Source organism: Hymenobacter chitinivorans DSM 11115, assembly GCF_002797555.1.
Classification (GTDB): Bacteria; Bacteroidota; Bacteroidia; order Cytophagales; family Hymenobacteraceae; genus Hymenobacter; species Hymenobacter chitinivorans.
In genome coordinates, this window is sequence record NZ_PGFA01000001.1 from 2,050,751 (window position 1) to 2,077,154 (window position 26,404).

27 protein-coding genes are annotated in these 26,404 nt (G+C 60.3%); 14 read left to right on the forward strand and 13 right to left on the reverse strand.

Annotated elements, in window-relative coordinates; translation table 11 throughout:
• Position 1 precedes the first annotated feature (1 nt).
• The 6 genes from CLV45_RS08655 to CLV45_RS08680 all read left to right on the forward strand — a co-directional run bounded on the left by CLV45_RS08655 (position 2) and on the right by CLV45_RS08680 (position 5,457).
• Entirely contained in the window at positions 2-475 is a 474-nt protein-coding gene (locus CLV45_RS08655) for a hypothetical protein (protein ID WP_157807378.1), read from the forward strand.
• 34 nt (positions 476-509) lie between these two features.
• The gene (locus CLV45_RS08660) at positions 510-1,424 is read left to right on the forward strand and encodes a bifunctional 5,10-methylenetetrahydrofolate dehydrogenase/5,10-methenyltetrahydrofolate cyclohydrolase (protein ID WP_100335963.1); all 915 of its coding nucleotides are present in this window, start codon (positions 510-512) and stop codon (positions 1,422-1,424) included.
• A gap of 138 nt (positions 1,425-1,562) precedes the next feature.
• A complete protein-coding gene (locus tag CLV45_RS08665) occupies positions 1,563-2,213 on the forward strand; it encodes a 7-carboxy-7-deazaguanine synthase QueE (protein WP_394338482.1) in 651 nt (216 codons plus the stop codon).
• Positions 2,214-2,293: 80 nt separating this feature from the next.
• Positions 2,294-4,174: an OmpA family protein gene (locus CLV45_RS08670; protein WP_245882799.1), complete on the forward strand. Its 1,881-nt coding sequence runs from the start codon at positions 2,294-2,296 to the stop codon at positions 4,172-4,174.
• A 304-nt stretch (positions 4,175-4,478) separates the two neighbouring features.
• Complete coding sequence (locus CLV45_RS08675; protein WP_100335964.1) at positions 4,479-4,844, forward strand: hypothetical protein; 366 nt, start codon at positions 4,479-4,481, stop codon at positions 4,842-4,844.
• A gap of 256 nt (positions 4,845-5,100) precedes the next feature.
• Entirely contained in the window at positions 5,101-5,457 is a 357-nt protein-coding gene (locus tag CLV45_RS08680) for a hypothetical protein (protein WP_100335965.1), read from the forward strand.
• Between the two features lie 96 nt (positions 5,458-5,553).
• Here CLV45_RS08680 and CLV45_RS08685 read toward each other — a convergent pair whose 3' ends face one another.
• Positions 5,554-6,843 (reverse strand): citrate synthase, encoded by a 1,290-nt coding sequence (locus tag CLV45_RS08685; protein ID WP_100335966.1) that lies wholly within the window; start codon positions 6,841-6,843, stop codon positions 5,554-5,556.
• Between the two features lie 300 nt (positions 6,844-7,143).
• On the opposite strand from CLV45_RS08685, the gene CLV45_RS08690 reads away from it, so the two are divergent.
• On the forward strand, positions 7,144-8,040 hold the full coding sequence (locus CLV45_RS08690) for an aldo/keto reductase (RefSeq protein ID WP_100335967.1): 897 nt from the start codon (positions 7,144-7,146) through the stop codon (positions 8,038-8,040).
• Positions 8,041-8,049: 9 nt separating this feature from the next.
• Here the strand turns inward: CLV45_RS08690 and mnmE are convergent, their stop codons facing one another.
• The 4 genes from mnmE to CLV45_RS08710 form a co-directional block, all read right to left on the reverse strand.
• Entirely contained in the window at positions 8,050-9,441 is a 1,392-nt protein-coding gene (gene mnmE / locus CLV45_RS08695) for a tRNA uridine-5-carboxymethylaminomethyl(34) synthesis GTPase MnmE (RefSeq protein ID WP_100336996.1), read from the reverse strand.
• A gap of 141 nt (positions 9,442-9,582) precedes the next feature.
• Complete coding sequence (locus CLV45_RS08700) at positions 9,583-10,242, reverse strand: metal-dependent transcriptional regulator (protein ID WP_100335968.1); 660 nt, start codon at positions 10,240-10,242, stop codon at positions 9,583-9,585.
• Positions 10,243-10,412: 170 nt separating this feature from the next.
• Complete coding sequence (locus CLV45_RS08705; RefSeq protein WP_211289918.1) at positions 10,413-11,423, reverse strand: 3-oxoacyl-ACP synthase III family protein; 1,011 nt, start codon at positions 11,421-11,423, stop codon at positions 10,413-10,415.
• Positions 11,424-11,527: 104 nt separating this feature from the next.
• Positions 11,528-12,679 carry a glycosyltransferase gene (locus tag CLV45_RS08710; RefSeq protein WP_100335969.1) on the reverse strand — a complete coding sequence of 384 codons (1,152 nt, stop codon included), beginning with the start codon at positions 12,677-12,679 and terminating at the stop codon, positions 11,528-11,530.
• A 182-nt stretch (positions 12,680-12,861) separates the two neighbouring features.
• Between CLV45_RS08710 and CLV45_RS08715 the strand changes: the two genes are divergently transcribed.
• On the forward strand, positions 12,862-13,680 hold the full coding sequence (locus CLV45_RS08715; RefSeq protein ID WP_100335970.1) for a 2,3,4,5-tetrahydropyridine-2,6-dicarboxylate N-succinyltransferase: 819 nt from the start codon (positions 12,862-12,864) through the stop codon (positions 13,678-13,680).
• A 265-nt stretch (positions 13,681-13,945) separates the two neighbouring features.
• Here CLV45_RS08715 and CLV45_RS08720 read toward each other — a convergent pair whose 3' ends face one another.
• The 3 genes from CLV45_RS08720 to CLV45_RS08730 form a co-directional block, all read right to left on the reverse strand.
• Positions 13,946-14,890, reverse strand: a complete 945-nt coding sequence (locus tag CLV45_RS08720) for an isoaspartyl peptidase/L-asparaginase family protein (RefSeq protein ID WP_100335971.1) — start codon at positions 14,888-14,890, stop codon at positions 13,946-13,948.
• Between the two features lie 84 nt (positions 14,891-14,974).
• A complete protein-coding gene (msrA, locus tag CLV45_RS08725) occupies positions 14,975-15,514 on the reverse strand; it encodes a peptide-methionine (S)-S-oxide reductase MsrA (protein ID WP_100335972.1) in 540 nt (179 codons plus the stop codon).
• Positions 15,515-15,969: 455 nt separating this feature from the next.
• On the reverse strand, positions 15,970-16,860 hold the full coding sequence (locus CLV45_RS08730; protein ID WP_100335973.1) for a 3-hydroxyacyl-CoA dehydrogenase family protein: 891 nt from the start codon (positions 16,858-16,860) through the stop codon (positions 15,970-15,972).
• A gap of 354 nt (positions 16,861-17,214) precedes the next feature.
• Between CLV45_RS08730 and CLV45_RS24885 the strand changes: the two genes are divergently transcribed.
• Complete coding sequence (locus CLV45_RS24885; protein ID WP_157807379.1) at positions 17,215-17,385, forward strand: lmo0937 family membrane protein; 171 nt, start codon at positions 17,215-17,217, stop codon at positions 17,383-17,385.
• Positions 17,386-17,481: 96 nt separating this feature from the next.
• Here the strand turns inward: CLV45_RS24885 and CLV45_RS08735 are convergent, their stop codons facing one another.
• Positions 17,482-18,303 carry a hypothetical protein gene (locus CLV45_RS08735; RefSeq protein WP_100335974.1) on the reverse strand — a complete coding sequence of 274 codons (822 nt, stop codon included), beginning with the start codon at positions 18,301-18,303 and terminating at the stop codon, positions 17,482-17,484.
• 18 nt (positions 18,304-18,321) lie between these two features.
• The gene (locus CLV45_RS08740; RefSeq protein ID WP_100335975.1) at positions 18,322-19,944 is read right to left on the reverse strand and encodes an ABC-F family ATP-binding cassette domain-containing protein; all 1,623 of its coding nucleotides are present in this window, start codon (positions 19,942-19,944) and stop codon (positions 18,322-18,324) included.
• A gap of 366 nt (positions 19,945-20,310) precedes the next feature.
• On the opposite strand from CLV45_RS08740, the gene CLV45_RS08745 reads away from it, so the two are divergent.
• Positions 20,311-20,781, forward strand: coding sequence for a DUF4199 domain-containing protein (locus tag CLV45_RS08745; RefSeq protein WP_157807380.1), 471 nt, complete (start codon positions 20,311-20,313; stop codon positions 20,779-20,781).
• Positions 20,782-21,026: 245 nt separating this feature from the next.
• A complete protein-coding gene (locus tag CLV45_RS08750) occupies positions 21,027-21,431 on the forward strand; it encodes a hypothetical protein (protein ID WP_100335977.1) in 405 nt (134 codons plus the stop codon).
• A gap of 74 nt (positions 21,432-21,505) precedes the next feature.
• On the opposite strand, the gene CLV45_RS08755 is transcribed toward CLV45_RS08750, so the two are convergent.
• Positions 21,506-21,901 (reverse strand): hypothetical protein, encoded by a 396-nt coding sequence (locus tag CLV45_RS08755; RefSeq protein WP_157807381.1) that lies wholly within the window; start codon positions 21,899-21,901, stop codon positions 21,506-21,508.
• Between the two features lie 144 nt (positions 21,902-22,045).
• Here CLV45_RS08755 and CLV45_RS08760 point away from each other — a divergent pair, with 144 nt between their 5' ends.
• Positions 22,046-22,855 (forward strand): murein L,D-transpeptidase catalytic domain family protein, encoded by an 810-nt coding sequence (locus CLV45_RS08760; RefSeq protein ID WP_100335979.1) that lies wholly within the window; start codon positions 22,046-22,048, stop codon positions 22,853-22,855.
• Between the two features lie 95 nt (positions 22,856-22,950).
• Here the strand turns inward: CLV45_RS08760 and CLV45_RS08765 are convergent, their stop codons facing one another.
• Positions 22,951-23,145 (reverse strand): hypothetical protein, encoded by a 195-nt coding sequence (locus tag CLV45_RS08765; protein ID WP_100335980.1) that lies wholly within the window; start codon positions 23,143-23,145, stop codon positions 22,951-22,953.
• 190 nt (positions 23,146-23,335) lie between these two features.
• Here CLV45_RS08765 and CLV45_RS08770 point away from each other — a divergent pair, with 190 nt between their 5' ends.
• Both CLV45_RS08770 and CLV45_RS08775 read left to right on the forward strand, forming a co-directional pair.
• Complete coding sequence (locus CLV45_RS08770; RefSeq protein WP_100335981.1) at positions 23,336-24,145, forward strand: M48 family metallopeptidase; 810 nt, start codon at positions 23,336-23,338, stop codon at positions 24,143-24,145.
• 113 nt (positions 24,146-24,258) lie between these two features.
• Positions 24,259-25,161: a diacylglycerol/lipid kinase family protein gene (locus CLV45_RS08775; protein ID WP_170061831.1), complete on the forward strand. Its 903-nt coding sequence runs from the start codon at positions 24,259-24,261 to the stop codon at positions 25,159-25,161.
• Here the strand turns inward: CLV45_RS08775 and CLV45_RS08780 are convergent.
• On the reverse strand, positions 25,115-26,356 hold the full coding sequence (locus CLV45_RS08780) for a metallophosphoesterase (RefSeq protein WP_100335983.1): 1,242 nt from the start codon (positions 26,354-26,356) through the stop codon (positions 25,115-25,117). The genes CLV45_RS08775 and CLV45_RS08780 overlap by 47 nt on opposite strands.
• Positions 26,357-26,404: the final 48 nt, after the last annotated feature.

Here is a 26,404-nt window from a genome sequence, read left to right on the forward strand (position 1 = left end):
GATGGGTCCTGTTGTTCCTCTTTCCAGGGTTGTTTTGCGGGAGCTGGGCGCCAAGATGGTAGGGATGCGGGCCTGGCGCAGCCGGGCCGGTAGCGGCCCGGGCTCCATTTTTACTCTGGAGTTTGGGGCCGCGCTGCCGGGCAAAACCACTCAGGGAGAATTCTCGCTGATGGTGTACTGCGCCTGGCGCCTGGTGGCCGCGGACCAGGGCATATTGTGCAGCTGGCACGACGACTCCGACGGGGTACTGGCGCCGGCCCTGGCGGCATTGGAAGGCTCGGTGGTAGAAGTCGCAGAGGTATCGGAATGGTTTGACCTGACGCTTGGTTTTTCCAACGGGCAGGCGCTCCACCTGCTCAACGACTTTTCGCCGCACCAGGATTTTGATACGAGCTGGTTTGTTACCTACCAGGGCCAAAGTCACTACTGCGTCAATACTGATAATTCCCTGACTCTGGAATCCGCAACTCGCTAAAAACTGACCCTTCACTGATAAAACCAGAACCAGCATGACCACTGCTCCTGAAGCCCCCGCCACCTACCGCCTCATCGACGGCAAGCAGACCGCCGAAGACATCAAAGTGGAAATTGCCGCCGAAGTTGCCCAGCGCAAGGCCGCCGGCCAAAAAGTACCCCATTTGGCCGCCATCCTCGTCGGCCACGACGGCGGCTCCGAAACCTACGTCCGCAACAAGGTGCTGGCCTGCGAGCGGGTCGGCTTCGAAAGCACCCTGCTGCGCTACGAAGACGACATTACCGAAGCCGAGCTGCTGGCCAAGGTCGAGGAGCTCAACCAGGACGAGCAGATCGACGGCTTCATTGTGCAGCTGCCCCTACCCAAGCACATCGACCCCAACAAGGTCATTGAAGCCATTCGCCCCGAGAAGGACGTGGACGGCTTTCACCCCATGAACATTGGCCGCATGGTGGCCGGTTTGCCGGCCCTGCTGCCCGCCACGCCCTCGGGCATTGTGGAGCTGCTCCGCCGCTACGAGCTGGTTACCGACGGCAAGCACTGCGTGGTAATTGGGCGCAGTAACATTGTGGGTACGCCGGTTAGTATACTGCTGGCTAAGAACTTGGAGCCCGGTAACTGCACGGTTACTTTATGCCACTCCCGCACCCAGAACCTGGCCGAAATTACCCGTACCGCCGACATCGTGGTGGCCGCCCTGGGCCGCCCCGGCTTCGTGACGGCCGATATGGTGCAGCCCGGCGCCGTGGTTATCGACGTGGGTACCACCCGCGTGGAAGATGCCACTAAGAAGGCCGGCTGGGCGCTGCGGGGCGACGTAAACTTCGAGGAGGTAGCGCCCAAAGCCAGCTACATCACGCCCGTACCCGGCGGCGTGGGCCCCATGACCATTGCCATGCTGCTGCTCAACACGCTGCGGGCGGCCAAAGGGGAGGTGTACCCGCGCTAAAGGCGGGAAATAGGCTGCCAACCTTTCGAAATACAGGCGGTTATCGTACTTTTGAGGTCCGGTTGCGGCTCAGGGGCAGGGTGCTGACGCGCTTTGCTCGCTCGGGCCGCGGCCGGACTTACCCATTTTTCTCTCGTTTTGCTGCACGTACTTCCACTTACGTCGGCGCCCCTGGCCGCAGAGCCGGCGGTGGCCGCCCTGCCCCTGATGGAGCAGTTTTACACGATTCAGGGCGAAGGCTACAACACCGGCCGCGCCGCCTACTTCCTGCGCCTGGGCGGCTGCGACGTGGGCTGCGTGTGGTGCGACGTGAAAGAGTCGTGGGACGCCGAGGCCCACCCGCGCGTGACCATTGCCGATATGGTAGCCGCCGCTACGGCCCATGCTGGCCGCAACGTGGTCATCACCGGCGGCGAGCCGCTGATGCACGATTTGACCCAGCTTACAGCTGCGCTGCACGCCGCCGGCTGCCAGAACTGGATTGAAACCTCGGGGGCTTACCCCCTGACCGGGGAGTGGGACTGGATCTGCGTCTCGCCCAAGAAATTCAAAGCCCCGCTGCCCTCGGTATTGCAACAGGCCCACGAGCTCAAGATTATCGTCTTCAACAAAAGCGACTTTCAGTGGGCCGAGCAGCACGCGGCCCTCGTGGGGGAGCACACCCGCCTGTACTTACAGCCCGAGTGGAGCAAAGCCCCCCAAATGATGCCGCTGATAGTGGATTACGTAAAAGAAAATCCGCGCTGGCAGGTGTCCTTGCAGACGCATAAATACCTCGATATTCCGTAGCTTCCTGCCCTATGCGCCGTTTGCTACCAATTCCCCTTTTGCTGCTATTTGGTCTGGGTTTCTTACTGCCAACTGGGGCAGTGGGCCAGAACAAGCTGTCGAGCTCCAACACCAAGGCCAAAAACCTGTACGATAAAGCGCAGGCCCAGGCCAAGGAACGACAGTTCGACAAGGCTATTGAAACGCTGACTACGCTGAATCAGAAGTTTCCGTCGTTGGGGGAGCCCTACATTATGAAAGGCTCCTTGCTCAAGGCCATGGGCGAAAACCGCGGGGCCTACGAAGCCTACCGCGACGGGCTGAGCAAAATTCCCCTGGACCCGGCCCGCTCCCTGGACTACTACACCCTGGCCGACCTGGCCATGAGCTTTGGCGACTACACTACGGCCGGCGACAACTACAAGCGCTTTGTCAAAACGGCGCCTAAGGGGCAGCGCTTCGTATTCCGGGCCCAGCGGCAGCTGCTCAACTGCGAGTTTGCCGTCAAGGCCATGGCTAACCCCGTCGGCATCGAGCCTACGCGCCTGCCCGAGCCGATGAACACCTTCCGCTACCAGTATTTCCCCGCCCTAACGGCCGACAACCGCTTCCTGCTCTACACGGCCCGGGCTACGGTGCAAAGCAACGAGGACCTGTTCATTGCCAAGCAAAACAAGGACGGCTCCTTAAGTAACCCCGTCCCGATTTCGCCGGCCATCAATACCAGCTATAACGAAGGCGCCGGCACGATTTCGGGTGACGGCAAAACCCTGGTTTTTGCCTCCTGCGACCGGCCCAATGCTGTCGGCAACTGCGACCTGTACATCTCGCGCCGCACCGGCAACTCGTGGAGCAAGCCCCAGAACTTGGGCCGCAACGTGAATTCGGTGGAGTGGGACTCCCAGCCCACGCTCTCGGCCGACGGGCGCACGTTATACTTTACTTCCACCCGGCGTGGGGGCAAAGGGCAGGAGGACCTTTACGTAACCACGCTGCAGGACAACGGCAGCTGGAGCGTGGCCAAAAACCTGGGGGAGCCCGTCAACACGCCGGGCAAGGACATGGCCCCGTTTATTCACGCCAGCGGCACCACGCTGTATTACGTCACCGACGGCCTGGTGGGCATGGGCGGCCTGGATGTATACCGCTGTGAGCTGCAAACCGGCAACAAGTGGAGCGACCCGCTGAACCTGGGCTACCCGCTGAATACCTTCGAAAACGAAGCTTCCCTGTTTATCACTTCCGATAACCGCCGCGGCTTCTGCAGCCGCTCCCGGGCCCCGGAAGTAGGCATGAAGGCCGAGCGGGACCGGCCCGTGGAGCTGTTTGCCTTCGAAGTGCCCCCGCCCGTGAAAGCCCGCGAAACCAGCACCTACACCCAGGGCCGGGTGTTCGACGCCACTACCAAAAAACCCATTCAGGCCGACGTGCAGCTCTACGACCTGCTCACCGACGAGCTGACCCAGTATGTAACTTCCGACTCGGAAAACGGCGACTACACCGTGGTGCTCAACGAAGGCCGGCAGTATGCCATGTACGCCGTGGCCGATAAGTACCTGATGAAGAGCCTGAGCTTCGATTATTCTGACAAGCGTGCTTTCGACCCGCTGACTTTGGATATCTACCTCGAACCCGTGCGGGCCGGCCGCAGCATTGTGCTCAACAACCTCTTCTTCGACACCAACGAGTACGAGCTTAAGCCCACCTCCCGCACCGAACTCAACCGCCTGATTCAGTTCATGCGCCAGTACCAGGACGTGCAGGTGGAAGTATCGGGCCACACCGACGATGTGGGCGCCGACGCGGATAACATCACTCTTTCCCAGAACCGGGCCCGGTCGGTGTACAACTACCTGGTGGAACACGGGGTGAAGGCTACCCGCCTGCGCTACAAGGGCTATGGCGAAACGAAACCCCTGGTAGCTAACGACACCGACGCCCATCGGCAGCAAAACCGGCGTATCGAACTCAAAATCCTATAGTGCTCGACAGCAGAAAATACAATCAAACCTGGCCCGCAACGGTCAGGTTTTTTTATTGTAGTATACCTTCCTGATAGAAATATTATTAGGCTCATAATCAGTTTGCTAGGTATTACTCGTAAAAGTGTTTGAATAAAATAGTTATAAAAAATCATTGTATTATTAAATAAATAGAACTATGTTTGGTCGTTCTCCAGAAAAACCGGCCTGCAGACCTAATTCGTCAAACGGAAAGCAGCAAAGGCATTTTTTTGAAGTCGACTCTGACCAACAATCACATTTTAACCTCACATCCTTCACCGTTATGAAAAAAGCCCAGTTTTTCGCCCTGCTGGCGTTGAGTGCCCAAACGGCAGCTTTTGCCGGCAACGACCCCGACGGACCTTCCGCCATTCAGGCCCGGGCCACCACGCTGACGCGCACTATGGCCCAGCAAACCAAGCTGGACGAGGGACAGTATTTGAAAGTCAAGCAGCTCAACCTGCGTATGCTCACCGAGCTTGATGACCTTAAAACCCGCTTCGCCGCTGACCCTGCCATTCTGGACCAGCAACTGGCCGGTGCCCAAACGCGCTACGAGGCCGAGCTAGCCTCCCTGCTGCGCCCTACCCAGTATGCCGTCTACCAGCAGGCCCGCTCGGGCATGACGGCCTTAGGAGCCACTAAATAGCATCATCTCTCATGCCAAAGCCTGCGGCCCGCAGGCTTTGGCATGCTGGCTGCCTCACCCGACACTAGGACGCAGAACGAGTAGCTCCCTTCCTAAGCGGATAACCTGACATAGAAAATATTTATATTTTATTGTTTTTATCCGATAATACTTGTACATTCACTATATAATCAAATCAACCTGATTGGCTGGCTGCCAGTAGATTAGGTTGATGCGTTATCCTGCCTTTCCACCAACCCAACCAATTCTCACCGTGATGAAAAAGATTTACGTAGCAGCCCTGCTGCTGGCCGGTTTTATGGCTCCTTCGGCTGCTCAGGCCGGTAATGGAGATGAGTCGCTGAAAAGCCGGGCTGCCGTGCTGACCCGGCGCATGTCCGAAACCACGAAGCTGGACGAGGGGCAGTATCTAAAAGTAAAACAGCTGAATCTGCGCATGCTCGGCGAAGTAGCCGACATTAAAGCCCGCTACAACGGCACCCCCGCCTTGGACGAGCAACTGTCCCAGGTCCAGATGCGCTACGAGTGGGATTTGGCCGCTATCCTGTGGCCCCGGCAGATGGCGGCTTATACGCAGTCTAAGCTGAACGTAACGGCCTTTAATGGCCGCTAAATAGCATGTATCTGGGGCTTGGCTCTGACCAGGCCGCGCATAAAAAAGACCCGCTCAAGGCGGGTCTTTTTGTTGGTAAGCAAAACGCAGGCAGTACTACGAGCGTTGCTCGATGCCGACGTAGTCGCGCTCCAGCTCGCCGGTGTACACCTGCCGGGGCCGGCCGATGGGCTCCTTGTTTTCGCGCATCTCTTTCCACTGGGCAATCCAGCCGGGCAGGCGGCCCAGGGCAAACATTACCGTGAACATCTCGGTCGGGATGCCGATGGCGCGGTAGATAATGCCGGAGTAGAAGTCCACGTTCGGATACAGCTTGCGCTCAATGAAGTATTCATCGGTGAGGGCAGCCTGCTCCAGCTCCTGCGCAATCTTGAGCAGGGGGTCGTTGATGCCGAGGGCCGACAGCACGTCGTCGGCGGCCTTCTTGATGATTTTGGCGCGGGGGTCGAAGTTCTTGTAGACGCGGTGCCCGAAGCCCATCAGACGGAACGGGTCGTTCTTGTCCTTGGCTTTGGCAATGAACTTGCTCGTGTCGCCGCCGTCCTTCTGAATGGCCTGCAGCATTTCCAGTACTTCCTGGTTGGCGCCGCCGTGCAGCGGACCCCACAGGGCGTTGATACCGGCCGAAACCGAGCCGTACAGGCTAGCGTTGGCCGAGCCTACCAGGCGCACGGTCGAGGTGGAGCAGTTCTGCTCGTGGTCGGCGTGCAGGATGAGCAGCTTGTTGAGGGCCGAGACGATGCGCGAGTCGATTTCATACTTCTCCGTAGGGAAGCTGAACATCATGTACAGGAAATTCGAGCAGTAGTCGAGGTCGTTGCGCGGATAGTTCAGCGGGTGACCCATGTTGTTCTTGTAGGTCCAGGCGGCGATGGTCGAAATCTTGGCCATGAGACGAATCACGTTCAGGTCAATTTCTTCCTTGCTCAGATCCGGCGACACGCTTTCGGGGTAGAAGGCGGTCAGCGCGCAGATCAGGCTGCTCAGGATGGCCATGGGGTGGGCCGCCGAGGGGAAGCCGTCAAAAATCTTGCGCACGTCCTCGTGCACGAGGGTATGCTTGGTAATCTGGTGGCTGAAGTTGTCGAGCTCGGCCTGGGTGGGCAGCGTGCCGTAGATCAGCAGGTAGGCAACTTCCAGGAAGCTGGACTGCTCGGCCAGCTGCTCAATCGGATAGCCGCGGTAGCGCAGAATGCCTTCCTCACCGTCGAGGAACGTAATGGCGCTTTTGGTAGCTCCCGTGTTTTTGTAGCCCGAATCGATAGTGATGTAACCGGTCTGGTCACGCAGCTTGGCAATATCAATTGCCTTTTCGTGTTCGGTGCCCTCGGTGACGGGGAAGGAGTAGGACTTCCCGTCGAGGATCAGTTCAGCAGACTCTGCCATAGGACTGGGTTAGAGAGGTGGTTGCGGGGCGAAACTAAAGATTAAGAAAGTGCGGGAGAGGAACACTATACTACAGCTTGCCCCAGGGTGTTGTTTGGATACAAGACGGCTCAGTGCGGGCCGCTGCGCAAATTACGCTCAAGATGAGTTAGTTTCTACTATTCAGGAAAAGTTACTTGTGAAGCGGCGTTGCCGGCTGATTTTTAAGCCGAAAAGTCCGGAAAATAAACCCCAAACACCCCGAAACGGTAGGATAGAAGTGAAAAACGGTCCCGGCGAGTGGGCAGCAAACTATACGGTATGAAATACAATCAGTTGGGAAAATCCCGGATTCAGGTCAGCGCCATCGGCTTCGGCTGCATGTCCTTGGGCCCCGACCACGCGGCCAACGCCACGCTGCTGCACCGCGCCCTGGACGCGGGCATCACCTTACTTGACACTGCCGACCTTTATGACAAAGGTGAGAATGAGGTCAGTGTCGGCAAGGCATTGCGGGGCCGGCGGCAGGAGGTGATACTAGCCACCAAAGTTGGTAACCAGTGGCGGCCCGACGACAGCGGCTGGGACTGGAACCCGCGCAAAGCCTACATCTTGCAGGCCGTGGAGCGCAGCCTGCGCCGCCTGCAAACCGACTACCTCGACCTGTACCAACTCCACGGCGGCACTGTGGAAGACCCGATAGACGAGACTATTGAAGCCTTTGAGCTGCTGAAAGAGCAGGGCAAAATCCGCGCGTACGGTATTTCCTCCATCCGGCCCAACGTGATTCGCGAGTACGTGCGCAAATCTGGCATTGCCAGCGTGATGATGCAGTACAGCCTGCTGGACCGGCGGCCGGAGGAAAGCAGCCTGGCCCTGCTGCACGAGCACCAGATCAGCGTGCTGGCCCGCGGCAGCTACGCCCAAGGCCTGCTGGCGGGCAAACCGGCCAAGCCGTATCTGAACTACCCGGCGGCAGAGGTACAGCGGGCGGCTGAGGCCGTGCGGCAAGTAGCCGAACAAGCCGGCTCCGCCGCCGAAGTGGCCGTGGGCTTCGTGCTGGCCAAACCGGTTGTGGCCTCTGCCGTGCTGGGCATCCGTACCGAGGAACAGCTCCGGGCGGCCCTACAGGCGGCAGAAGCAGGGGCCTTGGCTACCGAACAGCTCCAAACGCTGCGGCACGCGCTGCCGCCCAACCAGTACGAGCAACACCGCTAGGCCGCCGGTTTATTTGCCGATGCAGAACTGGGTGAAGATGCTGGTCAGCAGGTCGTCGGAGGAAATTTCACCGGTGATTTCGCCCAGGGCCGCTAGGGCTTGGCGCAAGTCGGCGGCCAGCAGCTCGGTGCCGGTGCCGGCCTCTATGCCGAGCAGCACGGCGTCGAGGGCCTGGTTGGTGAGCTCCAGGCTGCGGGCGTGGCGCAGGTTGGTCACGATAGTGCTCTGCCCGGTCCGGTCCAGTCCTTCGCCGCGCACTCTTAGCAGCAGGGCTTCGCGCAGCTCGTCGAGGCCGTCGCCGCGGGCGGCGGCAATGAGCAGCACGTCGGGCTGGTGCCGGAAAGCCTCGATTTCGGGGTCGGAGGCTACGTCGAGCTTGTTGCCCACGGCCAGTACCGGGATGCTGCGGCCGGGGTTCAGGGCTTCAATCTCGGCTTCAAGCTCAGTGGGGGTAGTGCTGGTAATATCAAACAGATATATCAGCAAAGCAGCCTGGGTAACGCGCTTCTTAGTGCGCTCTACGCCGATGGACTCAACTACGTCGGCGGTGTCGCGCAGGCCGGCCGTGTCCACGAAGCGGAAGCGGATGCCCTCGATGCTGACCTCGTCCTCAATCAGGTCGCGGGTGGTGCCGGCTACGGCCGAGACAATGGCCCGCTCCTCGTTGAGCAGAGCATTAAGCAGCGTCGACTTGCCCGCGTTGGGCCGGCCGGCAATGACGGTGGTAACGCCATTTTTGATAACGTTGCCCAACTCAAAGGAGCGCAGCAGACGGCGCACCAGCGTTTGTACTTCGGTGAGCAACTTGACCAGGCCGGTACGGTCGGCAAACTCCACGTCTTCCTCGCCGAAGTCGAGCTCCAACTCCAGCAACGCGGCAAACTGCACCAGTCGGCCCCGCAGGTCGCGCAGCTCCTGGGAAAAGCCGCCGCGCATTTGCTGCAGGGCTACCTGGTGGGACAGGGCCGAGTCGGCGGCAATCAGGTCGGCTACGGCTTCGGCCTGGGCCAAGTCGAAGGCGCCGTGCAGGAAGGCGCGCTTGGTAAACTCCCCGGCTTCGGCCAGGCGGGCCCCGCGGCGGGTGAGCAAAGTCAGGATTTGCTCCACGATATAGTCGGAGCCGTGGCAGCTGATTTCGACTACATCCTCGCGGGTGTAGGAGTGCGGCCCCTTGAAGAGCGACACCACAACTTCATCCAGGATGCGGGCCCCGTCGCGAATGGTGCCGAAGTGCAGGGTATGGCTGGGCTGGTCCTGCAGTTTCTTGCCGGCAAACACGGCATCGGCCATAGCAATGGCCTCGGGCCCGGAAAGGCGGAGCATAGCAATAGCGCCGGCACCGGGCGGCGTGGAGAGAGCAACGATGGTATCGGAAAGCGCGGGAGGAAGCGGAAGAGCCACGGGCAAGCAAAGAAGTGAAGCTGCAAAGGTACGCAACCCGGTAGGTAGGGCGAAGCGCGGGCGGCATCCGGGCCGTGGGAGGATGACTCCCGGCAACAGTGGGCAACGATACGCGAAGCTCCCGTTTCGCGCTGCTGGCGCTTAGCCGGTCACGAACAGGTTACGGCTGACCTCGGCGGAAATCAGGGTTGTCTTTTGGTCGTTGACTTTGATTTCCAGAGAATTGTCAAAGCTGACTTTGTCCAGCACTTCAAGCTGGGCGCCCAGGCACAGGCCCACTTTGTCCAGGTACTGCAGAAAGGAGGCCGAGGTATTTTTGACGGCCACTACAGTACCGGAGTCGCCCGGGGAGAGGTCGGCCACGAGGCGGTTTTGGGGGCGCAGAATGGCGCCTTCCTCGGTGGGAATAGGGTCGCCGTGGGGGTCGGTTTGCGGGAAGCCCAGAAACTCGTCGAGGCGGCGCACCAGCAGCGGGGACTGGATATGCTCCATTTCCTCGGCCACCTCGTGCACCTCGTCCCAGTTGAAGCCCAGCTTCTGCACCAGAAATACTTCCCAGAGCCGGTGCTTGCGGATGGTGAGCAGGGCCAGGCGTCGCCCTTCCGGCGTGAGCGACACGCCCCGGTAGCGGGTGTAGTTGAGCAGGCCTTTCTCACCCAGGCGGCGCAGCATATCGGTCACGGAGGCGGCCCGGGTCTGCAGCACCTCGGCAATGCGGTTGGTGCTAACTTCCGAACCCGGCTCGGCTTCGGCCAGCTTGAAAATAGCCTTTAAGTAGTTTTCCTCGGTGTAGCTGGGCAAGAGAAGAGAGTATTAAGCTCCAAAACTAGGAATTCTGAACGCAAGTTGGCCCAAGCAGGCCGGGAAGTATGTCCAATAAAAAAGAGGTGGCCGCCTAATGTGGACTGCCACCTCTTCTTGGCTTAAGAGCCTACTGGAAATACTGCCAACCGCAGGCTACCGAGTTCAGCTTACCATTTAATCAAAGCCGAGGCCCAGGTGAAGCCCGAGCCGAAGGCGGCCAGGCAGACCAGGTCGCCGCGCTTGATTTTGCCCTCGGCTACGGCCTCGCTCAGCGCAATCGGGACGGAGGCGGCGGTGGTGTTGCCGTAGCGCTGGATGTTGCTGTAGATCTTGTCGTCGGTCAGGCCCATTTTCTGCTGCACAAACTGGGTGATGCGCAGGTTGGCCTGGTGGGGAATCAGCATGTCGATGTCCTTGGACTCGTAGCCGTTCTGGTCGAGGGCCTCCTTGATAACCTGGGGGAAGCGCACCACGGCGTGCTTGAACACGTTCTGGCCGTTCATGTAGGGATACATGTCCAGCTCATTGTCCACCACGTACTGCACGCGGTTGTTGCGGTTCGAGCCGGGTTCCTTCACAATCAGCTCCTCGGCGTGCTCGCCCTGGGAGTGCAGGTGGGTGCTCAGAATGCCGTGGCCCTCGCGGGTGCTGGGGCGCAGCACTACCGCCCCGGCGCCGTCGCCGAAGATAACCGAGACGGCCCGGCCGCGGGTGCTGATATCGAGGCCCGAGGAGTGGATTTCGGAGCCCACGACCAGCACCGTGTCGTACATGCCGGTTTTGACGAACTGGTCGGCCATGCTCAGCGCGTACACGAAGCCCGAGCACTGGTTGCGCACGTCGAAGGCCGGAATCGGGTCCTTGATACCCAGTTCGCGCTGCAGCAGCACGCCCGAGCCGGGGAAGAAGTAGTCGGGCGACAAGGTGGCAAAGACAATCATCTGCACGTCGTCGGGCTGCAGGCCGGCCATTTCCAGGGCCTTGCGGGCCGCGTTGGCGCCCATGTTGGCCGTGGTGTCCTTGCCTTCCTCAAACCAGCGCCGCTCCTTGATGCCAGTGCGCTCCTGAATCCACTCGTCGGTGGTTTCCATGAGTTCGGTGATGTCGGCATTGGTGACGACGCGGGCGGGAACGTAGTGGCCGACGCCGGCAATTTCGGAATGACGCAGGGTGCTCATATCAGGGAAGTGGGAATATTCGAGGAAAACGGAGCGAGAAAAAAGGAGGCGAAGATAATAAAAACCCGCCCTCATGTGCGCTAACGGCCGGCAAAGGTCGACAGTTACCGGATAGTATCCAGCAGGGCCCACAATTTTGTGGCTTCGGCCGGCCAAAAAGCTTCTGTCGGGACGCCTTGCGGGTAAAAAGAGCTGGTGGCAAGGGCCTCAACAACGCCGGTGGGTAGTTTCGTTTCGTCGAAGCTCACGACGAGGCCGGCCTGGTGCCGCTGCACAATATCGGCCCACAGAGGATTGTTGGGCACCAGCACCGGCAGGCCGTTGGCCAAATATTCGAACAGCTTGGTGGGCACGCAGCGCCAGGTGCTGGGGTGGGGCCGGTAGGGCAGCAGGCCCAGGTGGCTTTGCTCGATTTCGGCCACCACCCGGGCGTGGGGCACCAGCGCGTCACCCCCGATTAGGGTGACGGCGCCGGGGTTGGCGGCAATGACGGCGCGCAGGCGCTGGAGTTGCTCGGGGCGCTGGCAAAATCCGATAATGGTCAGGTGGGCCGCGGGCCAGAGCTGACGCAGGCGCAGGGTGAAATCAACGGCTTCGAACACCCCATTCAACTCCGAAATAGTGCCCGAGTACAGCAGCCGCAGCTCCTGGCCGAATGGGGGCAGCGGCCGGATAGAGCTGTAGCTGGTCTGGCCGGGCCCGGGCGCAAATTTGTTTTCCAGCACCACCGTGCGCTGCGGCTCGGCAAAGGGCAGTTCCTCGGTGTAGCTGCGCTCGGCCAGCATAAGGCCCGCCGCCCGCCGGGCGGCCACCGTTTCCAGCCCGCGCACCAAACGGGCCAGCAGGCCCCGCAGCCAGGCCGGGTACACCTGCTGGCTGCGAATGTTGAGGGCGTAGTTTTCCCGCACGTCGTAGAGAAACTGCCGTTTGCGTGGGCTCAGCCCGTGCCAGAGCAGGGTCAGGGGCAGCAGCTCGGGGGCGTGGACCAGTACTACATCGGGCTGCACCTGCCGGAGCAGGCGCCAGTAGCGGCCCTGGGCCCCGAGGCGCTGCCAGCTCAGGCGGCCGCCCTGCAGCAGGCAGTGAAACCGGACACCCCCTGGCGCATCTACCGGAGCAGCGGCCCAGCGGCCGGCCACGTGCACCGTATGCTGCTCGCCGGCCCGGGCTACGAGGGTACGGGCAAACTTGCCGTACATGCGCGTGTCGTCCAGGGGTTTCAGGACGGAGGCCAGAAGAAAGGTGGTCGGCTGCATTGCTGCCCGCAAAGATGCCAAAACCCGGAAACAAAGTTGGAGTTTGGGAATAGACGTCAGAGAGCTAAATCCAGGTTTGGGAAGAGGCCATTACTACCGGATTCGGATTTTCCCGTCGTACCGCAGCAGTTTCGGCCTATTTGCTGCTAGTTTTGCACACTACATTTTTTGCACTCTTTCGCATGACCAACCTGCAAGCAACCATAGAAGCTGCCTGGGCCGACCGCAGCCTCCTTCAGCAACCCGCCACCACCGAGGCTATTCACGCCGTCATTGAGGAGCTCGACAAGGGCCGCCTGCGCGTGGCCGAGCCAACTGCCGACGGGCAGTGGCAGGTGAATGACTGGGTGAAAAAGGCCGTTATCCTGTATTTCCCCATTCAGCAGATGGAAACCATCGAGCTGAAGCCCTTCGAGTACCGCGACAAAATGCGCCTCAAGACCGACTACGCCAGCCAGGGGGTGCGCGTGGTGCCCCCGGCTACGGCCCGCTACGGCGCGTTTCTGGCTCCGGGCGTTATCCTGATGCCCAGCTACGTCAACATCGGCGCCTGGGTGGGTGAGGGTACCATGGTTGATACCTGGGCTACGGTGGGCTCCTGCGCCCAGATTGGCGCCGGCGTGCATTTGAGTGGCGGCGTGGGCATCGGCGGGGTGCTGGAGCCCGTGCAGGCTGCCCCGGTTATCATCGAGGACGGCGCCTTCATTGGCTCGCGCAGCATCCTGGTGGAAGGCTGCCACGTGGGCAAGGAAGCCGTTATTGGCGCGGGCGTAACCATCACCGGCAGCACCAAGATTATCGACGTGACGGGGGCTGAGCCCGTCGAGTACAAAGGCTTCGTGCCGGCCCGCTCGGTGGTCATTCCGGGCTCCATCACCAAGAAATTCCCCGCCGGCGAGTACCAGGTGCCCTGCGCCCTGATCATCGGCCAGCGCAAGCCCAGCACCGACCTCAAAACCTCGTTGAACGACGCCCTGCGCGACTTCGGCGTGAGCGTGTAGGTAAGTAACTAGTCTAAGTGGCGAACTGCCGAGCGTTAGCCCCAGCGGGGCGGCATATTGGTAGATAACGCGCCTAAAGCGTAGCAAAGCCCCAGCGGGGCGGCACAACCGGGAAACCGTGCGTGCCGCCCCGCTGGGGCTTTTGTTTGCGTCAATGCCTAAGAGCTACCGATATGCCGCCCCGCTGGGGCTGGTCGGGCATCTTATTCAACTCCTAACTAAGAGGAGGCTGGGACGGAGGAAGCTAGTCGAAGGCTTGACCACGCTACTCCTTATCCATCCAGATGTCGATAAACGGCTCCTCTTCCTCAATGCGGTAGGCGCGCCGGAACACGTTGGTATTCGACTCCATAGCAATGTTGCCGTCGGGGGCCACGGCGATGATGCCCCGGTCGCCCTGCAGCTTGTCGGCGTACATGTCCACGGCCTGGCGGGCGGCTTCGTCGATGGAGAGCTTCTTGTACTTGCGCAGGGCGTAGACCTCGTGGGCCACGGCAGCCAGCATGATGATTTCCCCGTCGCCGGTGCTGCTCACGGCGCACACCTCGTTGTTGGCGTAGGAGCCGCCCCCGAAGATGCAACTGTCGCCGACGCGGCCCCGCAGCTTGCCCTCGATGCCGCCGGTGGAGGTGGCCACGGCCACGTTGCCGTGCTGGTCGAGGGCCACGGCGCCCACCGTGTCGTGCTTGTTGGCGTGCTCGGCCTGGGCCTGCTGAATAATTTCGAGCCACTCATCCCGCTGCTCGTCGGTTTTGAAGTAGCTCGGGTCCTGCAGCATTAGACCCTGGGAGAGGGCAAACTCGTGGGCGCCCTCGGCCGTCAGGAAGGAGTGCTTGCACTTCTCCATCACCAGGCGGGCCAGGCGCACCGGGTTTTTCACCAGCTTCAGCCCGCTCACGGCCCCGCCCCGCAGCGTGGCCCCGTCCATAATCGACGACTCGGTTTCCACTTCGCCGTTGATGTTGAACATGCCCCCACGGCCGGCGTTGAACAGCTCGTTGTCTTCCATTGTCATCACGGCCGCCTCCACGGCATCCAAGGCCGTGCCGCCCCGGTTCAGGATTTCCCAGCCGGCCTGCAAGGCCGCTTCCAGCCCCTCTTTCAGGGCCGCTTCCTTCTCGGGCGGAATCGTGGAGGGGTCGGTGTTCACGGCCCCGCCGTGGATGAGCATCACGTACTTGGGTTTCGATTCAGACTTAGACTTGGCCATACAGCTCGGACGTAAAAAATGGGTAGAAACAACAAAAGCACGGCGCGGGCCGTGCTTTTGTTATGTCGAGCTTGCCGAAAAGCGCTACGCTACCGATTTCTTGAGCTTGTCGCCAAACACGGCTTTCACCTTGTCGACCTTGCTCTTGACCACGAACTGGCAGTAGGGCTGCGAGCCGTTCAGGTTGTAGTAGTTTTGGTGGTAGTCCTCCGCGGGATAGAACTCCTTGAGCGGCACGATTTCGGTGGTGATGGGCCGGTCAAAAGCGTTGGCCGCGCTGAGCTTCTGCTTGTAGGCCTCGGCCAGCTGCTGCTGCTGGGCGTTGTGGGTATAAATTCCCGAGCGGTACTGGGTGCCCACGTCGTTGCCCTGCTGGTTGAGGGTCGTCGGGTCGTGGGTTTTCCAGAACACCTCCAGCAGCTCCTCGTAGCTGATAACGGCTGGGTCGAAAGTTACCTGAATGACTTCGTTGTGGCCGGTCAGGCCGCTGCACACCTCCTTGTAGGTAGGGTTGGCAATGCGCCCCCCGGTGTAGCCCGATACCACTTTCTGCACCCCGTTCAAGTTCTGAAAAACGGCTTCGGTGCACCAGAAGCACCCGCCGCCAAATGTGGCCTGTTCCATTATCGTTCGGTCAAAAGTTCAACGTAAATATTGCAATACTCTATAAGCAAATTTCCCCGCCGAAGGTTTCAAGCTGGGCACTAGTAGTCTTTAGTAGAACCCACAGGGTCGTTCTTGGCTAAGCGCGTGCCGCCTTGCGTAGGGGCGCTTTGCTAAGTGCGAAAGGCCGTGTCGTCTCGTCCAGAGGCGTTGCTAGAGTTGCAAAAATGCCTGTCGCCTTGCCCAGAGGGGCTGCACACATTCCAAAAGCCGGTGTCGCCTTGACCAGAGGCATTTATAGATGTGTAAAAGTGCCGCTGGTCAAGGCGACACGGGCTTCACCATACCAGGACGTGCCTGTCGCCTTGACTAGAGGCCCAAACATACATGCAAAAGCCCCTCCCGAGTTGACGAGAGGGGCTTTGGAAAGACGGCAGCGCGAATTACAACGTTTGCGCTACGAATGCGTGCAAAGCTTACTTCTTGAACCGGTCGGCCACAACGAGGTCCTTGGTGCCGTGGCCCCAGCTGTAGAACCCTTCGCCCGACTTCACGCCCAGGCGGCCGGCCATCACCATGTTTACCAGCAGCGGGCAGGGGGCGTACTTGGGGTTGCCCAGGCCCTCGTGCAGCACCCGCAGAATGGCCAGGCACACGTCGAGGCCGATAAAATCGGCCAGCTGCAGCGGACCCATGGGGTGGGCCATACCCAGCTTCATCACCGTATCGATTTCCTCCACGCCGGCCACGCCCTCAAACAGGGTGATGATGGCCTCGTTAATCATCGGCATCAGGATGCGGTTGGCCACGAAGCCGGGGTAGTCGTTGACCTCCGTCGGCGTCTTGCCCAGCTGCCGCGAAATGTCCATGATGCGCGTGGTTACCTCGTCGGAAGTAGCGTAGCCCCGGATTACCTCCACCAGCTTCATCACCGGCACCGGGTTCATGAAGTGCATGCCGATGACCTTGTCGGCGCGCTTGGTGACGGCCGCAATCTTGGTAATGGAAATCGAGGACGTATTCGAGGCCAGAATGGTGCCTTCGGGGGCGTGCTGGTCCAGGTCGCGGAAGATCTGCAGCTTGAGGTCCACGTTTTCGGTGGCGGCTTCCACCACCAGCTCCACGTTCCGGACGCCCTCGGCCAGGCTGGTAAAGGTGGTGATGCGGCCCAGGGTGGCCGATTTGTCGTCCTCGGTCAGGCCGCCTTTGGCCACCTGCCGGTCCAGGTTCTTGCCAATCGTGCCCAGGGCCTTGTCCAGGGCGGGCTGGTTAATGTCAATCAGGGCAACCGAAAAACCATGCTGGGCAAATACGTGGGCAATACCATTGCCCATCGTACCCGAGCCAATAACGGCAACATTCATCATGTAGAGCAGAAAAGGAGGGTGGGAGAGAAAATGCGGACTGTATCCGGCCCGCAGACCAGGAAAGGTGGCGCAAAGCTAACCTGAAATAGCGGGCAGCCCAATGCAAAAAATAGGAAACCCCGGGTCGGGTTAAAAAAATATGGCAAGGGGTAAAAGTGAGTTTCCTGCGCAGGAAAGCACTTTTTAAGCTCAACCGGACTACAATTAATTAAATTTTTGAATCCCGATATATCCTTTTGCAAAGGCCCGCGTACAAATCCGCAAATCACCTTCCTAGCAACTTCCAACCTTTGACAACTGCTGAGAAGAGGATTTGTTTTCTTCTTTCACCTTCCATTCCAACCACCAACCACCATGGGAAATCTGCTGTATATCATCGCCGTCATTCTGATCATCATCTGGGCCCTGGGCTTCTTCGGCGTACTCGGCGCCGGTATCGCAGGTAACGGTCTGATTCACATCCTGCTGGTAATTGCCATCATCGCCATTCTGCTGCGTGTGATTCGTGGTGGCCGCGTAGTGTAACTACGGCCACTGCCACTTTAGTCTGAAAAAACAAAGAGCGGGCTCCCACTAGTGGGAGCCCGCTCTTTTTGCGTTTAGCCGGGGGCTGGTGCGGCGCTACTTGCTCAGGTTGTAGAGAAAGTTGAAGCGAATCTCGGGCTGCCCGTAGGGTGAGGTGCGGAACCCCTGGGAGTCGATACCGTCGTTGAAGTTGTAGAGCACCACAATGTCGGCCGCCATCCGGTCGCCGAGCTGGCTGCGGTAGCCGGCGCCAGCCAGCGGGGTGTTCAGCGTGCGGTTGAGCCGACCGGTAGAACCGTCGTACTCGGCCTTAAGCATGGTGCGTGTCACTTCGTACTCGAGGTGGGCAAAGAACTGGTCGATGACCATGTACTGGGCAAAAACCTTTATCCCCACGTTGTTGGACAACACCCGCTTGGGGTACTCCACTTTGTTGTAAAACAGTTGCTGCTTGCGGAAGTCTTCGGAGTAGCTCAGGCTATTATAGGAGTAGCTCACGCCCGGCCCGATGGAAAACTTCTCATTCACGCGGTAGCCGATGGCCGGGGCCAGGCTCACGTTGAACTGGCCCTGGCCGGCGTAGCTGCTGTAGCCCAGGCCCAGGTTGGTGTAGAGGAAGTACTTCTTCAGCGGCTTGGGCTGCTCCGAGGCCCGGCTGCCCTTGGGAAACTCCAGGCCCGAGGGCGAATTCGGATTACGCTGAGCCGGCAAGGGCTCGTCTACGGGCGGGGGCGCCGGAACCGGCACGGCCTGCCGCGGCGCGGGCTGCGCCGGGCGGGGTGCACTGGTGCCGGGAGGAGCCGTGTTCAGCTGGGGCTTCTGCGTCGAGGTACGGGTCGTGTCGGTTTGGGCCTGGGCGGCCGGAGCCGCAGCCAGCGCGGCCCCCGCAAGGGCCAGCGTAATCAGAATTCGTTTCATGGCGGCAGGCTAACGAAATTAAGAGACGAGTTGGTATTTGCGCTGGCGCAGAGCTTTGATCTGGTCATCGGCCAGATACTCCTCGTACGTCATCCGGCGGTCGATGATGCCGTCGGGGGTGAGTTCGATGATGCGGTTGGCCACCGTTTCGACGAACTGCAAGTCGTGGGAGGAGAAGAGCAGCGTGCCCTGGAAGTCGCGCAGGGAGTTGTTCAGGGCCGTAATGCTTTCCAGGTCGAGGTGGTTCGTCGGGTCGTCGAGCACCAGCACGTTGCCCGATTCCATCATCATCTTGGAGAGCATGCAGCGTACTTTCTCGCCCCCGCTCAGCACATTGCTCTTCTTTTGCGACTCCTCGCCCGAGAACAGCATGCGGCCCAGAAAGCCCCGGATAAATGATTCGTCCTTTTCAGTGGAGTACTGGCGCAGCCAATCCACCAGGTTCAGGTCGGTATCGAAGAACTCGGCGTTTTCGCGCGGGAAGTAGGAGGGCGTAATCGTGGTGCCCCACTTGCAGTCACCGGAGTCGGCCTTGATCTGCTCAAACAGGATGTCGAAGAGGAGGGAAGCAGCCCGGTCGTCGCGGCTGATGATGGCCACTTTGTCTTTCTTATCGAGCGAGAAAGACACGTTGCGGAACACCACCTGCCCATCCACCGACTTGCTCAGGTTCTCCACGGTGAGCAGCTGGTTGCCGGCTTCGCGCTCGGGCTTGAAGGCAATGTAGGGATACTTGCGGGACGAGGGCTTGATTTCCTCCAGGGTGAGCTTCTGGAGCAGCTTCTGGCGCGAAGTAGCCTGCTTGGACTTGGAGGCGTTGGCCGAGAAGCGGCGCACGAACTCTTCCAGTTCCTTGCGCTTGTCCTCGGTCTTCTTATTTACCTCCTGGCGCTGCTTGAGGGCCAGCTGGCTCGATTCGTACCAGAACGAGTAGTTGCCGGGGTACATGGTAATCTTCGAGAAGTCCAGGTCGGCCATGTAGTTACACACTGCGTCGAGGAAGTGCCGGTCGTGGCTAACCACGATTACCGTGTTCTGGAACGAGTCCAGGAAGTTTTCCAGCCACAGCACGGTTTCGGCGTCGAGGCCGTTGGTCGGTTCGTCGAGCAGCAGCACGTCGGGGTTGCCGAATAGGGCCTGAGCCAGCAGCACCCGCACTTTGTCGGAGCCGCCCAGGTCCCCCATCAGCGTGAAGTGCTTGTCTTCGCCGATGCCCAGGCCGGAAAGCAGCTCAGCGGCTTCGTAGTCGGCATTCCAGCCTTCAAGGTCGGCAAATTCACCCTCGAGCTGGGCAGCCCGCTCACCGTCGGCGTCCGAGAAGTCGGCCTTGGCGTAGAGGGCGTCTTTTTCCTCCATCACCTTCCAGAGCTTGGTGTGACCCATAATCACGGTCTGAAGTACGGGGTACTGGTCGTAGGCAAACTGATCCTGGCGCAGCACCGAGAGGCGAGCCCCGGCGGGCATATCCACCGAGCCGGTGTTGGGCTCAATCTCGCCCGAGAGAATCTTCAGGAAGGTTGACTTGCCGGCCCCGTTGGCCCCGATAAGGCCGTACACGTTGCCGGGCAGGAATTTGATGGTGACGTCTTCGAACAGGATGCGCTTGCCGTAGCGCAGGCTAACGTTGGAGGTGCTGATCATATGCGGAAAAAAGCGAGAAAACCAGGAATGAGCCGACCGCAAAAGCCGGTGAATAAGTCAAACAAAGGGCAAAAATAGACAAAATGCGTGGGGCATAATATTTCGGCAACCAGGGCCGGTACGCAAAGCGGCGGAGCGCACCCAGCGGAAGGCCGCAGGAAAGAAGTCAAGCCCGGAAATAGCGGCTTGCGGGGACTACTGCCGGGCAAAAAATAAATTCCGGGCACAACATCCTGACTTGAAACCAAGTATATGAAACCCAGCTGCCTTGGTGCGTGCAGTACGCGGGCTTCTTCAACAGTGCCCGCGAAGTTGCAGTTCCGAAGCGTGCGGAGTCTTCCTCATACACTTTTTCCCTTCTACAGTATGAATAGTGCACCTCTCACCCCCGAACGAAACGGTTTCCGCTACGGCCTGCTTACGGCTGGCGGAATGATTCTCTATTTTATCCTTGCCTCCCTGCTCCACCTGACCGAGCGGGTAGAATTCAGCTTCCTCAACGGCGTAGTGCTGGCCATCGGTATCTGCATGGCTATTTCGCACTACAAGCGGGTGCGCCACGACCGGATGCCCTACCTGCACGGCTTTGGCACGGGTATCATCACCTCGATTGTGGCCTCGGTCGTGTTTGGCCTGTTTTTCGTCATCTACACCGTCATCAATCCTTCTATCATGGACCAGCTGCGGGCCCGCGACCTGTTCGGTTTCGACCTGTCAGTAACCATCGCCTTTCTGGCTATTCTGCTGCAAAGCGTGATGTCGGGCGTGATTATCTCCCTGGTGGCCATGCAGTATTTCAAGAGCCCCGACCACAAGCCAATTGAAGGCATTGAGTAGAGTAGCGTTCTAAACTTTTGCGAAGGGCCGGTTTCAGAATCTGAAACCGGCCTTTTTGTTGGTAAAAGGGGTACTGTACGGAACCTAGACAATAAAAAAATATGTTGGTAATGAGATGTGGATTTTGACTTAATGAATATATATTTGGACAATATATAGCAAGCCAAGCCAGTTAAGACGCTCGTTACCGGCTTGGTATTTCGTTTAGTCAAGCTCGCATCGTATACCTTTTTACCACCGCTCCTATGAAATCCCTATTGCTCACTTTGACCCTGTTTTTGGGCCTGGCTACGGTAGCCAGCGCCCAGAAGAAAGATAAATACGCCGAGATGCCCGGCTCGGAGCAAATCTCCGAAGCCCGGGTAGCCGACCTGACCCGGCAAATGTGCAACCAGCTTCACCTCAACGAGGCCCAATACATCCGCCTGCGGGAGGCTAACCGCATCAAGCTGGCTCGCCTCGACGAGATTCAGTGGCAGTACAAGGCCGACCCCACCCAGCAGCACGCCAAGATGGCCGAGCTCGAAGCCCAGTACGAGGCCGAGTGCAGCCGCATCCTGACGCCCTCGCAGCTCAGTTTATTCCGCACTCAGCAGCAGCACGATACTGCCCCGGAGCAGCCCGTAGGCAACGAAGGGGGCATTGGTTAAGCTGGGGTAGTGGTCCTAGCAGAAAAAGGCGGCTTTCCCCATCGGGAAAGCCGCCTTTTTTATGGGCAATTGAATTAATGCCGGACCGGGGCCCGCTCGTAGAGCACCTCCGTGACGGTGCCCAGGGGCCCGAAGCGCAGCACCAGCTTGTTAGCTGAGGAGCGCTGGTGGGCGGGTTCACACTGAGTGCCGGGTTCGAGGTAGTAGAAGTAGAGCTTCTCGGTCTGCTCGCTGAGCTCTTCCTCGTCGGGGCGGCCAAACAGGGCGTCGATATCGTCGGCGCGGGTGCCGTAGAGCAACTCCCGGTGCTGCTGCAGGGCGGGCAGCTGAGCCTGGCGCTGGTTGCGGCAGGCGTAGGGGTCGTGGCGCCAGGCAGCGGCGTCGAAGCCGGGCAGCTCGGGCAGGGCGTGGCCGCAGCCGCCGAATAGCACCATTCCAAGCACGGAAAGCAGTATCAAACGAATTTTCATAACCGGGAAAGAGCCGGGAACTGCCGGCCAAAAAGGGACGTTAGCCCGCCGAATAAGATGCTACGGAAGCGCTAAAGTACTAGATTTGTATAGCCACGCTTCCGGCTCTGTCTTAATACCGTCATTTTAGGCCTATTTCAGCCCATGCCCACCCCACGGACTGCCTTTGCGGGCTTACTGCTGACCGCACTTTCGCTTTTGACAACGGCCGCGCCGGTTTCGGCTACCGATAACCCGCGTAGCACCCAGAAAATAACGGCTACGGCCAATGCCGCGGCCCGCAAAGCCTTCTACACCGCCGCCTTCGAGCAGCACATGCTGCTGACGTACACCCAGAGTGGGCTGACGCAGAGCGGCCTCTCGCTGAGCGTATTTCGGGAGGCGCTGGTAGGCTACTACAACCTGCAGCAGCGCGGCCTGGCTTCGGCCACCAAGCCCTTGCTCACCGTCATCGACTTTAGCCGCTCCAGCCGCCTGAAGCGCCTGTGGGTGATTGATCTGAAAAAGCAGCGGGTGTTGTTTAACACGCTGGTCGCCCACGGCAAAAACACGGGCGAGGAGTTTGCCAAGGCTTTTTCCAACGTGAACGGGTCGGAGCAGAGCAGCATTGGCTTTTACCTGACCGGCAACACCTACACCGGCAAGCACGGCCTCTCGCTGAAGCTGCAGGGCCTTGAGCCCCGCTACAACAGCAACGCTGCCAGCCGGGCCGTGGTGGTGCACGGAGCTGAGTACGTCTGCGAGGATTTTGTGCGCCAGCACGGCCGCCTGGGCCGTAGCCAGGGCTGCCCGGCGCTGCCCCCGGCCCTGGCCGGCGACATTATCCGGACCATTAAGGGCGGGTCGGTGATTTACGCCCACGCCCCGGCTGCCGTTAACTACACATCCTCCTTTTTGCAGCTGGATCCTGCTCTTACCGCCTTTGCCCGCACCCAGGGCCTGGCCAAATTGTAAGTTGTTTCTGTTTGTTGTTCGTTGTTTGTTCATAGAAAAACCCAGCCGGATGGCTGGGTTTTTCTTTTGGTGGCATGGCCAGCAGGCGTGCCGTGCTAGGCCCGGTCGCCGGTGGCTTTTACCAGATTGATGCCGGCAAAGAAGAAGATCAAACCCACGGCAAACGGCACCAGGGAGTTCATCTTGCTCAGGCCCAGGCCGCCAATTTGCAGAAAGCCCAGGGCGCCGGCAATAATACCGAGGATGCCCAGAATGGTCAGAATGGCGCCGAATGTGCGTTTTTGGTTCATATTCAAGGAGAAGTTAGGGGTCGGAAAAAGAATTTTGATTCGGGAGGAAGGGAATCTTGGCCTGATACGCAGATACCTGCATTTTGGGTGTCAAGGGCGGACACAACCCTGCTTTCCGCTTCGCGTTACAAGCGGAACAGCTCAGCATGGGCTGATTTTACCATCCGCCCACTTCCACATCCACACCACCATGAGAGGAAACCTTCGATATCTGATTGCCCTGGTCCTGGCCGGGTTTTCCCTGATAACCTACTACTGCAAACGCTCCACCAACGAAGTCACCGGCGAAGTGCAGCACGTGGACATGACGGCCGACCAGGAAATTGCCCTGGGCCTGCAGGCCGCCCCCGAAATGGCCCAGCAGTACGGCGGCATCCACCCCGACCGGCAGGCCGGGGCCCGGGTTGAGGAAATCGGCCAGCAGATTGTGCGCAGCACCAAAGCCGGCCAGACGCCCTACAAATTCCAGTTTCACTTGCTGGCCGACGAAAACACGATAAACGCCTTTGCCTTACCCGGCGGGCAGATTTTCATTACCGCCGGCCTGCTCAAGAACCTGAAGACCGAAGGGCAGGTAGCCGGCGTGCTGGCCCACGAAATCGGCCACGTGGTGGCCCGGCACTCGGCCGAGCAAGTGGCTAAGTCGAGCCTGACCCAGGGCCTGAGCGGGGCCGCCGCCATTGCCGCCTACGACCCCGACCGGCCCAGTACGGCCGCCGCGGCCGCCGCTACGGCCCTGGTTTCGAAGCTGATAACGCTGCGCTTCGGGCGGCAGGACGAGCTGGAAGCCGATAAGCTGGCCGTCGACTTTACGCCCGCCGCCGGCTATGACCCCCGGGCCATGATTCAGGTGATGGAAATTCTGGAGCAGCAGGGCGGGGGCGGCAGCACGCCCGAGTTTATGAGCACCCACCCCAACCCCGGCAACCGCGTCGGGGAGCTGCAGAAGGACATTGCGGCCGACTTCCCCCAGGGCCTGCCCGCCGGGCTTAAGCCGTAATCCGCCGGGCTTCAATGGCTGAAATTTGAACTGTGGCCGGGCGCAAGCTCGGCCACAGTGTGTTTCTAGCCGTATTAGCCAGCAGCTACCTTTGCCCGGAAACCTATTCTGCTATGTCTGCCCCACCCATTTTGTACCGGCTGCTGTTCGTTCTGAATCCTATTTCGGGCGACATCGACAAATCTTCGCTGGAAGACACCATCACGGCGTTTTGCGCGGAGCGTGGGCGCACGGCAGCTTTTTTTCACACTACCGGTAAGGACGACCTGCGCCGGCTGCAGCGCCACTTGCGGGAACATTCCTACGATGCCGTGTTTGCCGCCGGCGGCGACGGTACCGTGAGCCTGGTGGCTGAGGCCGTGAGTGAAACCGAGCTGCCGCTGGGCATTATTCCGCTGGGCTCGGGCAACGGCTTGTCTAAAGACTTAGGCATTCCGCAGGACCAGCAGGAAGCCCTGCGCCTGATCTGGGACCACCAGGTGCGGGCCATCGACACGCTGCGGGTGGGCAGCACGTTTTGTGCCCACCTGGCCGATCTGGGCTTCAACGCGCTGGTGGTAGAGCGGTTTTGCAGCGGCGACACCCGCGGCCCCGGGGCCTACGTGCGCATTGCCATGCAGGAATACCTGGGCTACGAACCGGCCGTGTACCGCATCATTACCGACCAGGAAACCTACGAAGGAGCGGCGTTTATGGTCACCGTGGCCAATGCCAATACCTTCGGCAGCAACGTGGTTATCAACCCCGACAGCCGGCTCGACGACGGCGAATTCGAAATCTGCCTGATTGAGCCCTTTCCGGGCACGGCCGCGCTGGGTATTCTCTACCAGCTCTACACCGATGCCTTCGACGAATCGGTATACACCCGGCGGCTGCGCTGCCGCCAGGCCACCATCGAAGTGCCGGGGCAGGAGCGGGTGCTGGTGCAGGTGGACGGGGAGCCGGAGCAGGCCGCGCTGCCCCTGCGCATCACGATGCAGCCCCGGAGCCTGCGGGTGCTGCTGCCGCTAGGGTAGCGGCCGTAGCGGCCACGGGCAGCAGTTTTTTGCGGAATACCTCGGCGGCCCGGGGCGTGTCGGCGCCGGGGCCGGGCTCGTAGGTGCGGAGCCACACTTCGCCGCTCTGGTAAAATTCCAGGGTGAAAAACCCCTTGTGCTCGTGGGTGAAGGTGGCCTTGCCGCCGGGCTGCACGAAAGCCGTTTTGCTGCCCGAGCCGCTGACCAGGTAGTGCCCCTGCCGGTAGTGGAAGTACTGCAGGTTGTGGTCGTGGCCGGCGGCGTAGATGATGTTGGGAAACTGGTGCAGTACCCGCAGCAGGCGGCGGCGCATCTTGCGGTAACGGGGGTGGGCCATGTCCTCGGCCGCCCCGATTAGCTTGCGGTAGGCCGGAAACAGGGAGCCAATGACGGGCAGGGGCACGTAGGCCTTCTTGTGGGCTGCCGTTAGCGGAAACAGGTGCTGCTTGGTCGTGAATTTGCCCCCGTGCATGGCATTGGAGTAGAGCGGATGATGCCCGGCCACCACGATTTGCTGGTGACGGTTCTGCGCCAGAATGTGTTGCAGCTGGGCAAACGGCTCTTTCGAGTTGCTGACCGTGCAGCCGAACTCCGGCCCCAGGGGGCGGGGCCCGTTTTGTACCCACCACTGGGTGTTGAGCACGACCAGCAGCACGCCCTCGGCCAGCTGCAGCGTCACGGGGCCGGGGCAGCCCTGGGCGGGCAGGTAGTGCGCGGCGGGCAGGTGTTCGTGGACGTAGGCTTCCTGCCGCAGCAGATATTGGTAGCCGTCGGGGCGGCCCTTGTTCCAGTCGTGGTTGCCGCTGAGGAAAATTACCCGGCCGGCATACTGCCGAAACGCGTCGAGCTGCACATCGAGCCGCTTCTCGGCGGCCGCCCGGCCCGGGTGGGCGAGGGCCGGAATACCGGTCGGGTACACATTGTCGCCCAGGATAACCACGCTGCTGGCCGGGCCGGCCTCCCCGAGCCAGTGCTGCAATAGATTCAGCACCGGGTCCTGCCCGTCGGTGGCCACCGCGCCCAGGTCGCCGACCAGGGCCAGGCGGTGGCGCAAAGGGCCGGGCGTGGGCTCGTGGCGGGCCCAGTCGGCTTCGGCGGGCGCCACGTAGGGCTGCCGCCGGGAGCGCCGCTCCAGCACGAAGCGGTAAAACAGCCACAGGGCCAGCCCGGCTACCAGCCCCAGGGCTACATACACAAGAGTAGGAAGGGTAACCAAGCGGGGAAGGAGGTCAGAAACGGTGAT

Excerpts from the sequence above, each read along its gene's own strand:
- CLV45_RS08655 (WP_157807378.1), top strand. The coding sequence starts at position 2 with ATGGGTCCTGTTGTTCCTCTTTCCAGGGTTGTTTTGCGGGAGCTGGGC.
- CLV45_RS08660 (WP_100335963.1), top strand. The coding sequence starts at position 510 with ATGACCACTGCTCCTGAAGCCCCCGCCACCTACCGCCTCATCGACGGC.
- CLV45_RS08675 (WP_100335964.1), top strand. The coding sequence starts at position 4,479 with ATGAAAAAAGCCCAGTTTTTCGCCCTGCTGGCGTTGAGTGCCCAAACG.
- CLV45_RS08680 (WP_100335965.1), top strand. The coding sequence starts at position 5,101 with ATGAAAAAGATTTACGTAGCAGCCCTGCTGCTGGCCGGTTTTATGGCT.
- CLV45_RS08685 (WP_100335966.1), bottom strand. The coding sequence starts at position 6,843 with ATGGCAGAGTCTGCTGAACTGATCCTCGACGGGAAGTCCTACTCCTTC.
- CLV45_RS08690 (WP_100335967.1), top strand. The coding sequence starts at position 7,144 with ATGAAATACAATCAGTTGGGAAAATCCCGGATTCAGGTCAGCGCCATC.
- CLV45_RS08705 (WP_211289918.1), bottom strand. The coding sequence starts at position 11,423 with ATGAGCACCCTGCGTCATTCCGAAATTGCCGGCGTCGGCCACTACGTT.
- CLV45_RS08710 (WP_100335969.1), bottom strand. The coding sequence starts at position 12,679 with ATGCAGCCGACCACCTTTCTTCTGGCCTCCGTCCTGAAACCCCTGGAC.
- CLV45_RS08715 (WP_100335970.1), top strand. The coding sequence starts at position 12,862 with ATGACCAACCTGCAAGCAACCATAGAAGCTGCCTGGGCCGACCGCAGC.
- CLV45_RS08720 (WP_100335971.1), bottom strand. The coding sequence starts at position 14,890 with ATGGCCAAGTCTAAGTCTGAATCGAAACCCAAGTACGTGATGCTCATC.
- msrA (WP_100335972.1), bottom strand. The coding sequence starts at position 15,514 with ATGGAACAGGCCACATTTGGCGGCGGGTGCTTCTGGTGCACCGAAGCC.
- CLV45_RS08730 (WP_100335973.1), bottom strand. The coding sequence starts at position 16,860 with ATGATGAATGTTGCCGTTATTGGCTCGGGTACGATGGGCAATGGTATT.
- CLV45_RS24885 (WP_157807379.1), top strand. The coding sequence starts at position 17,215 with ATGGGAAATCTGCTGTATATCATCGCCGTCATTCTGATCATCATCTGG.
- CLV45_RS08735 (WP_100335974.1), bottom strand. The coding sequence starts at position 18,303 with ATGAAACGAATTCTGATTACGCTGGCCCTTGCGGGGGCCGCGCTGGCT.
- CLV45_RS08740 (WP_100335975.1), bottom strand. The coding sequence starts at position 19,944 with ATGATCAGCACCTCCAACGTTAGCCTGCGCTACGGCAAGCGCATCCTG.
- CLV45_RS08745 (WP_157807380.1), top strand. The coding sequence starts at position 20,311 with ATGAATAGTGCACCTCTCACCCCCGAACGAAACGGTTTCCGCTACGGC.
- CLV45_RS08750 (WP_100335977.1), top strand. The coding sequence starts at position 21,027 with ATGAAATCCCTATTGCTCACTTTGACCCTGTTTTTGGGCCTGGCTACG.
- CLV45_RS08755 (WP_157807381.1), bottom strand. The coding sequence starts at position 21,901 with ATGAAAATTCGTTTGATACTGCTTTCCGTGCTTGGAATGGTGCTATTC.
- CLV45_RS08760 (WP_100335979.1), top strand. The coding sequence starts at position 22,046 with ATGCCCACCCCACGGACTGCCTTTGCGGGCTTACTGCTGACCGCACTT.
- CLV45_RS08765 (WP_100335980.1), bottom strand. The coding sequence starts at position 23,145 with ATGAACCAAAAACGCACATTCGGCGCCATTCTGACCATTCTGGGCATC.
- CLV45_RS08770 (WP_100335981.1), top strand. The coding sequence starts at position 23,336 with ATGAGAGGAAACCTTCGATATCTGATTGCCCTGGTCCTGGCCGGGTTT.
- CLV45_RS08775 (WP_170061831.1), top strand. The coding sequence starts at position 24,259 with ATGTCTGCCCCACCCATTTTGTACCGGCTGCTGTTCGTTCTGAATCCT.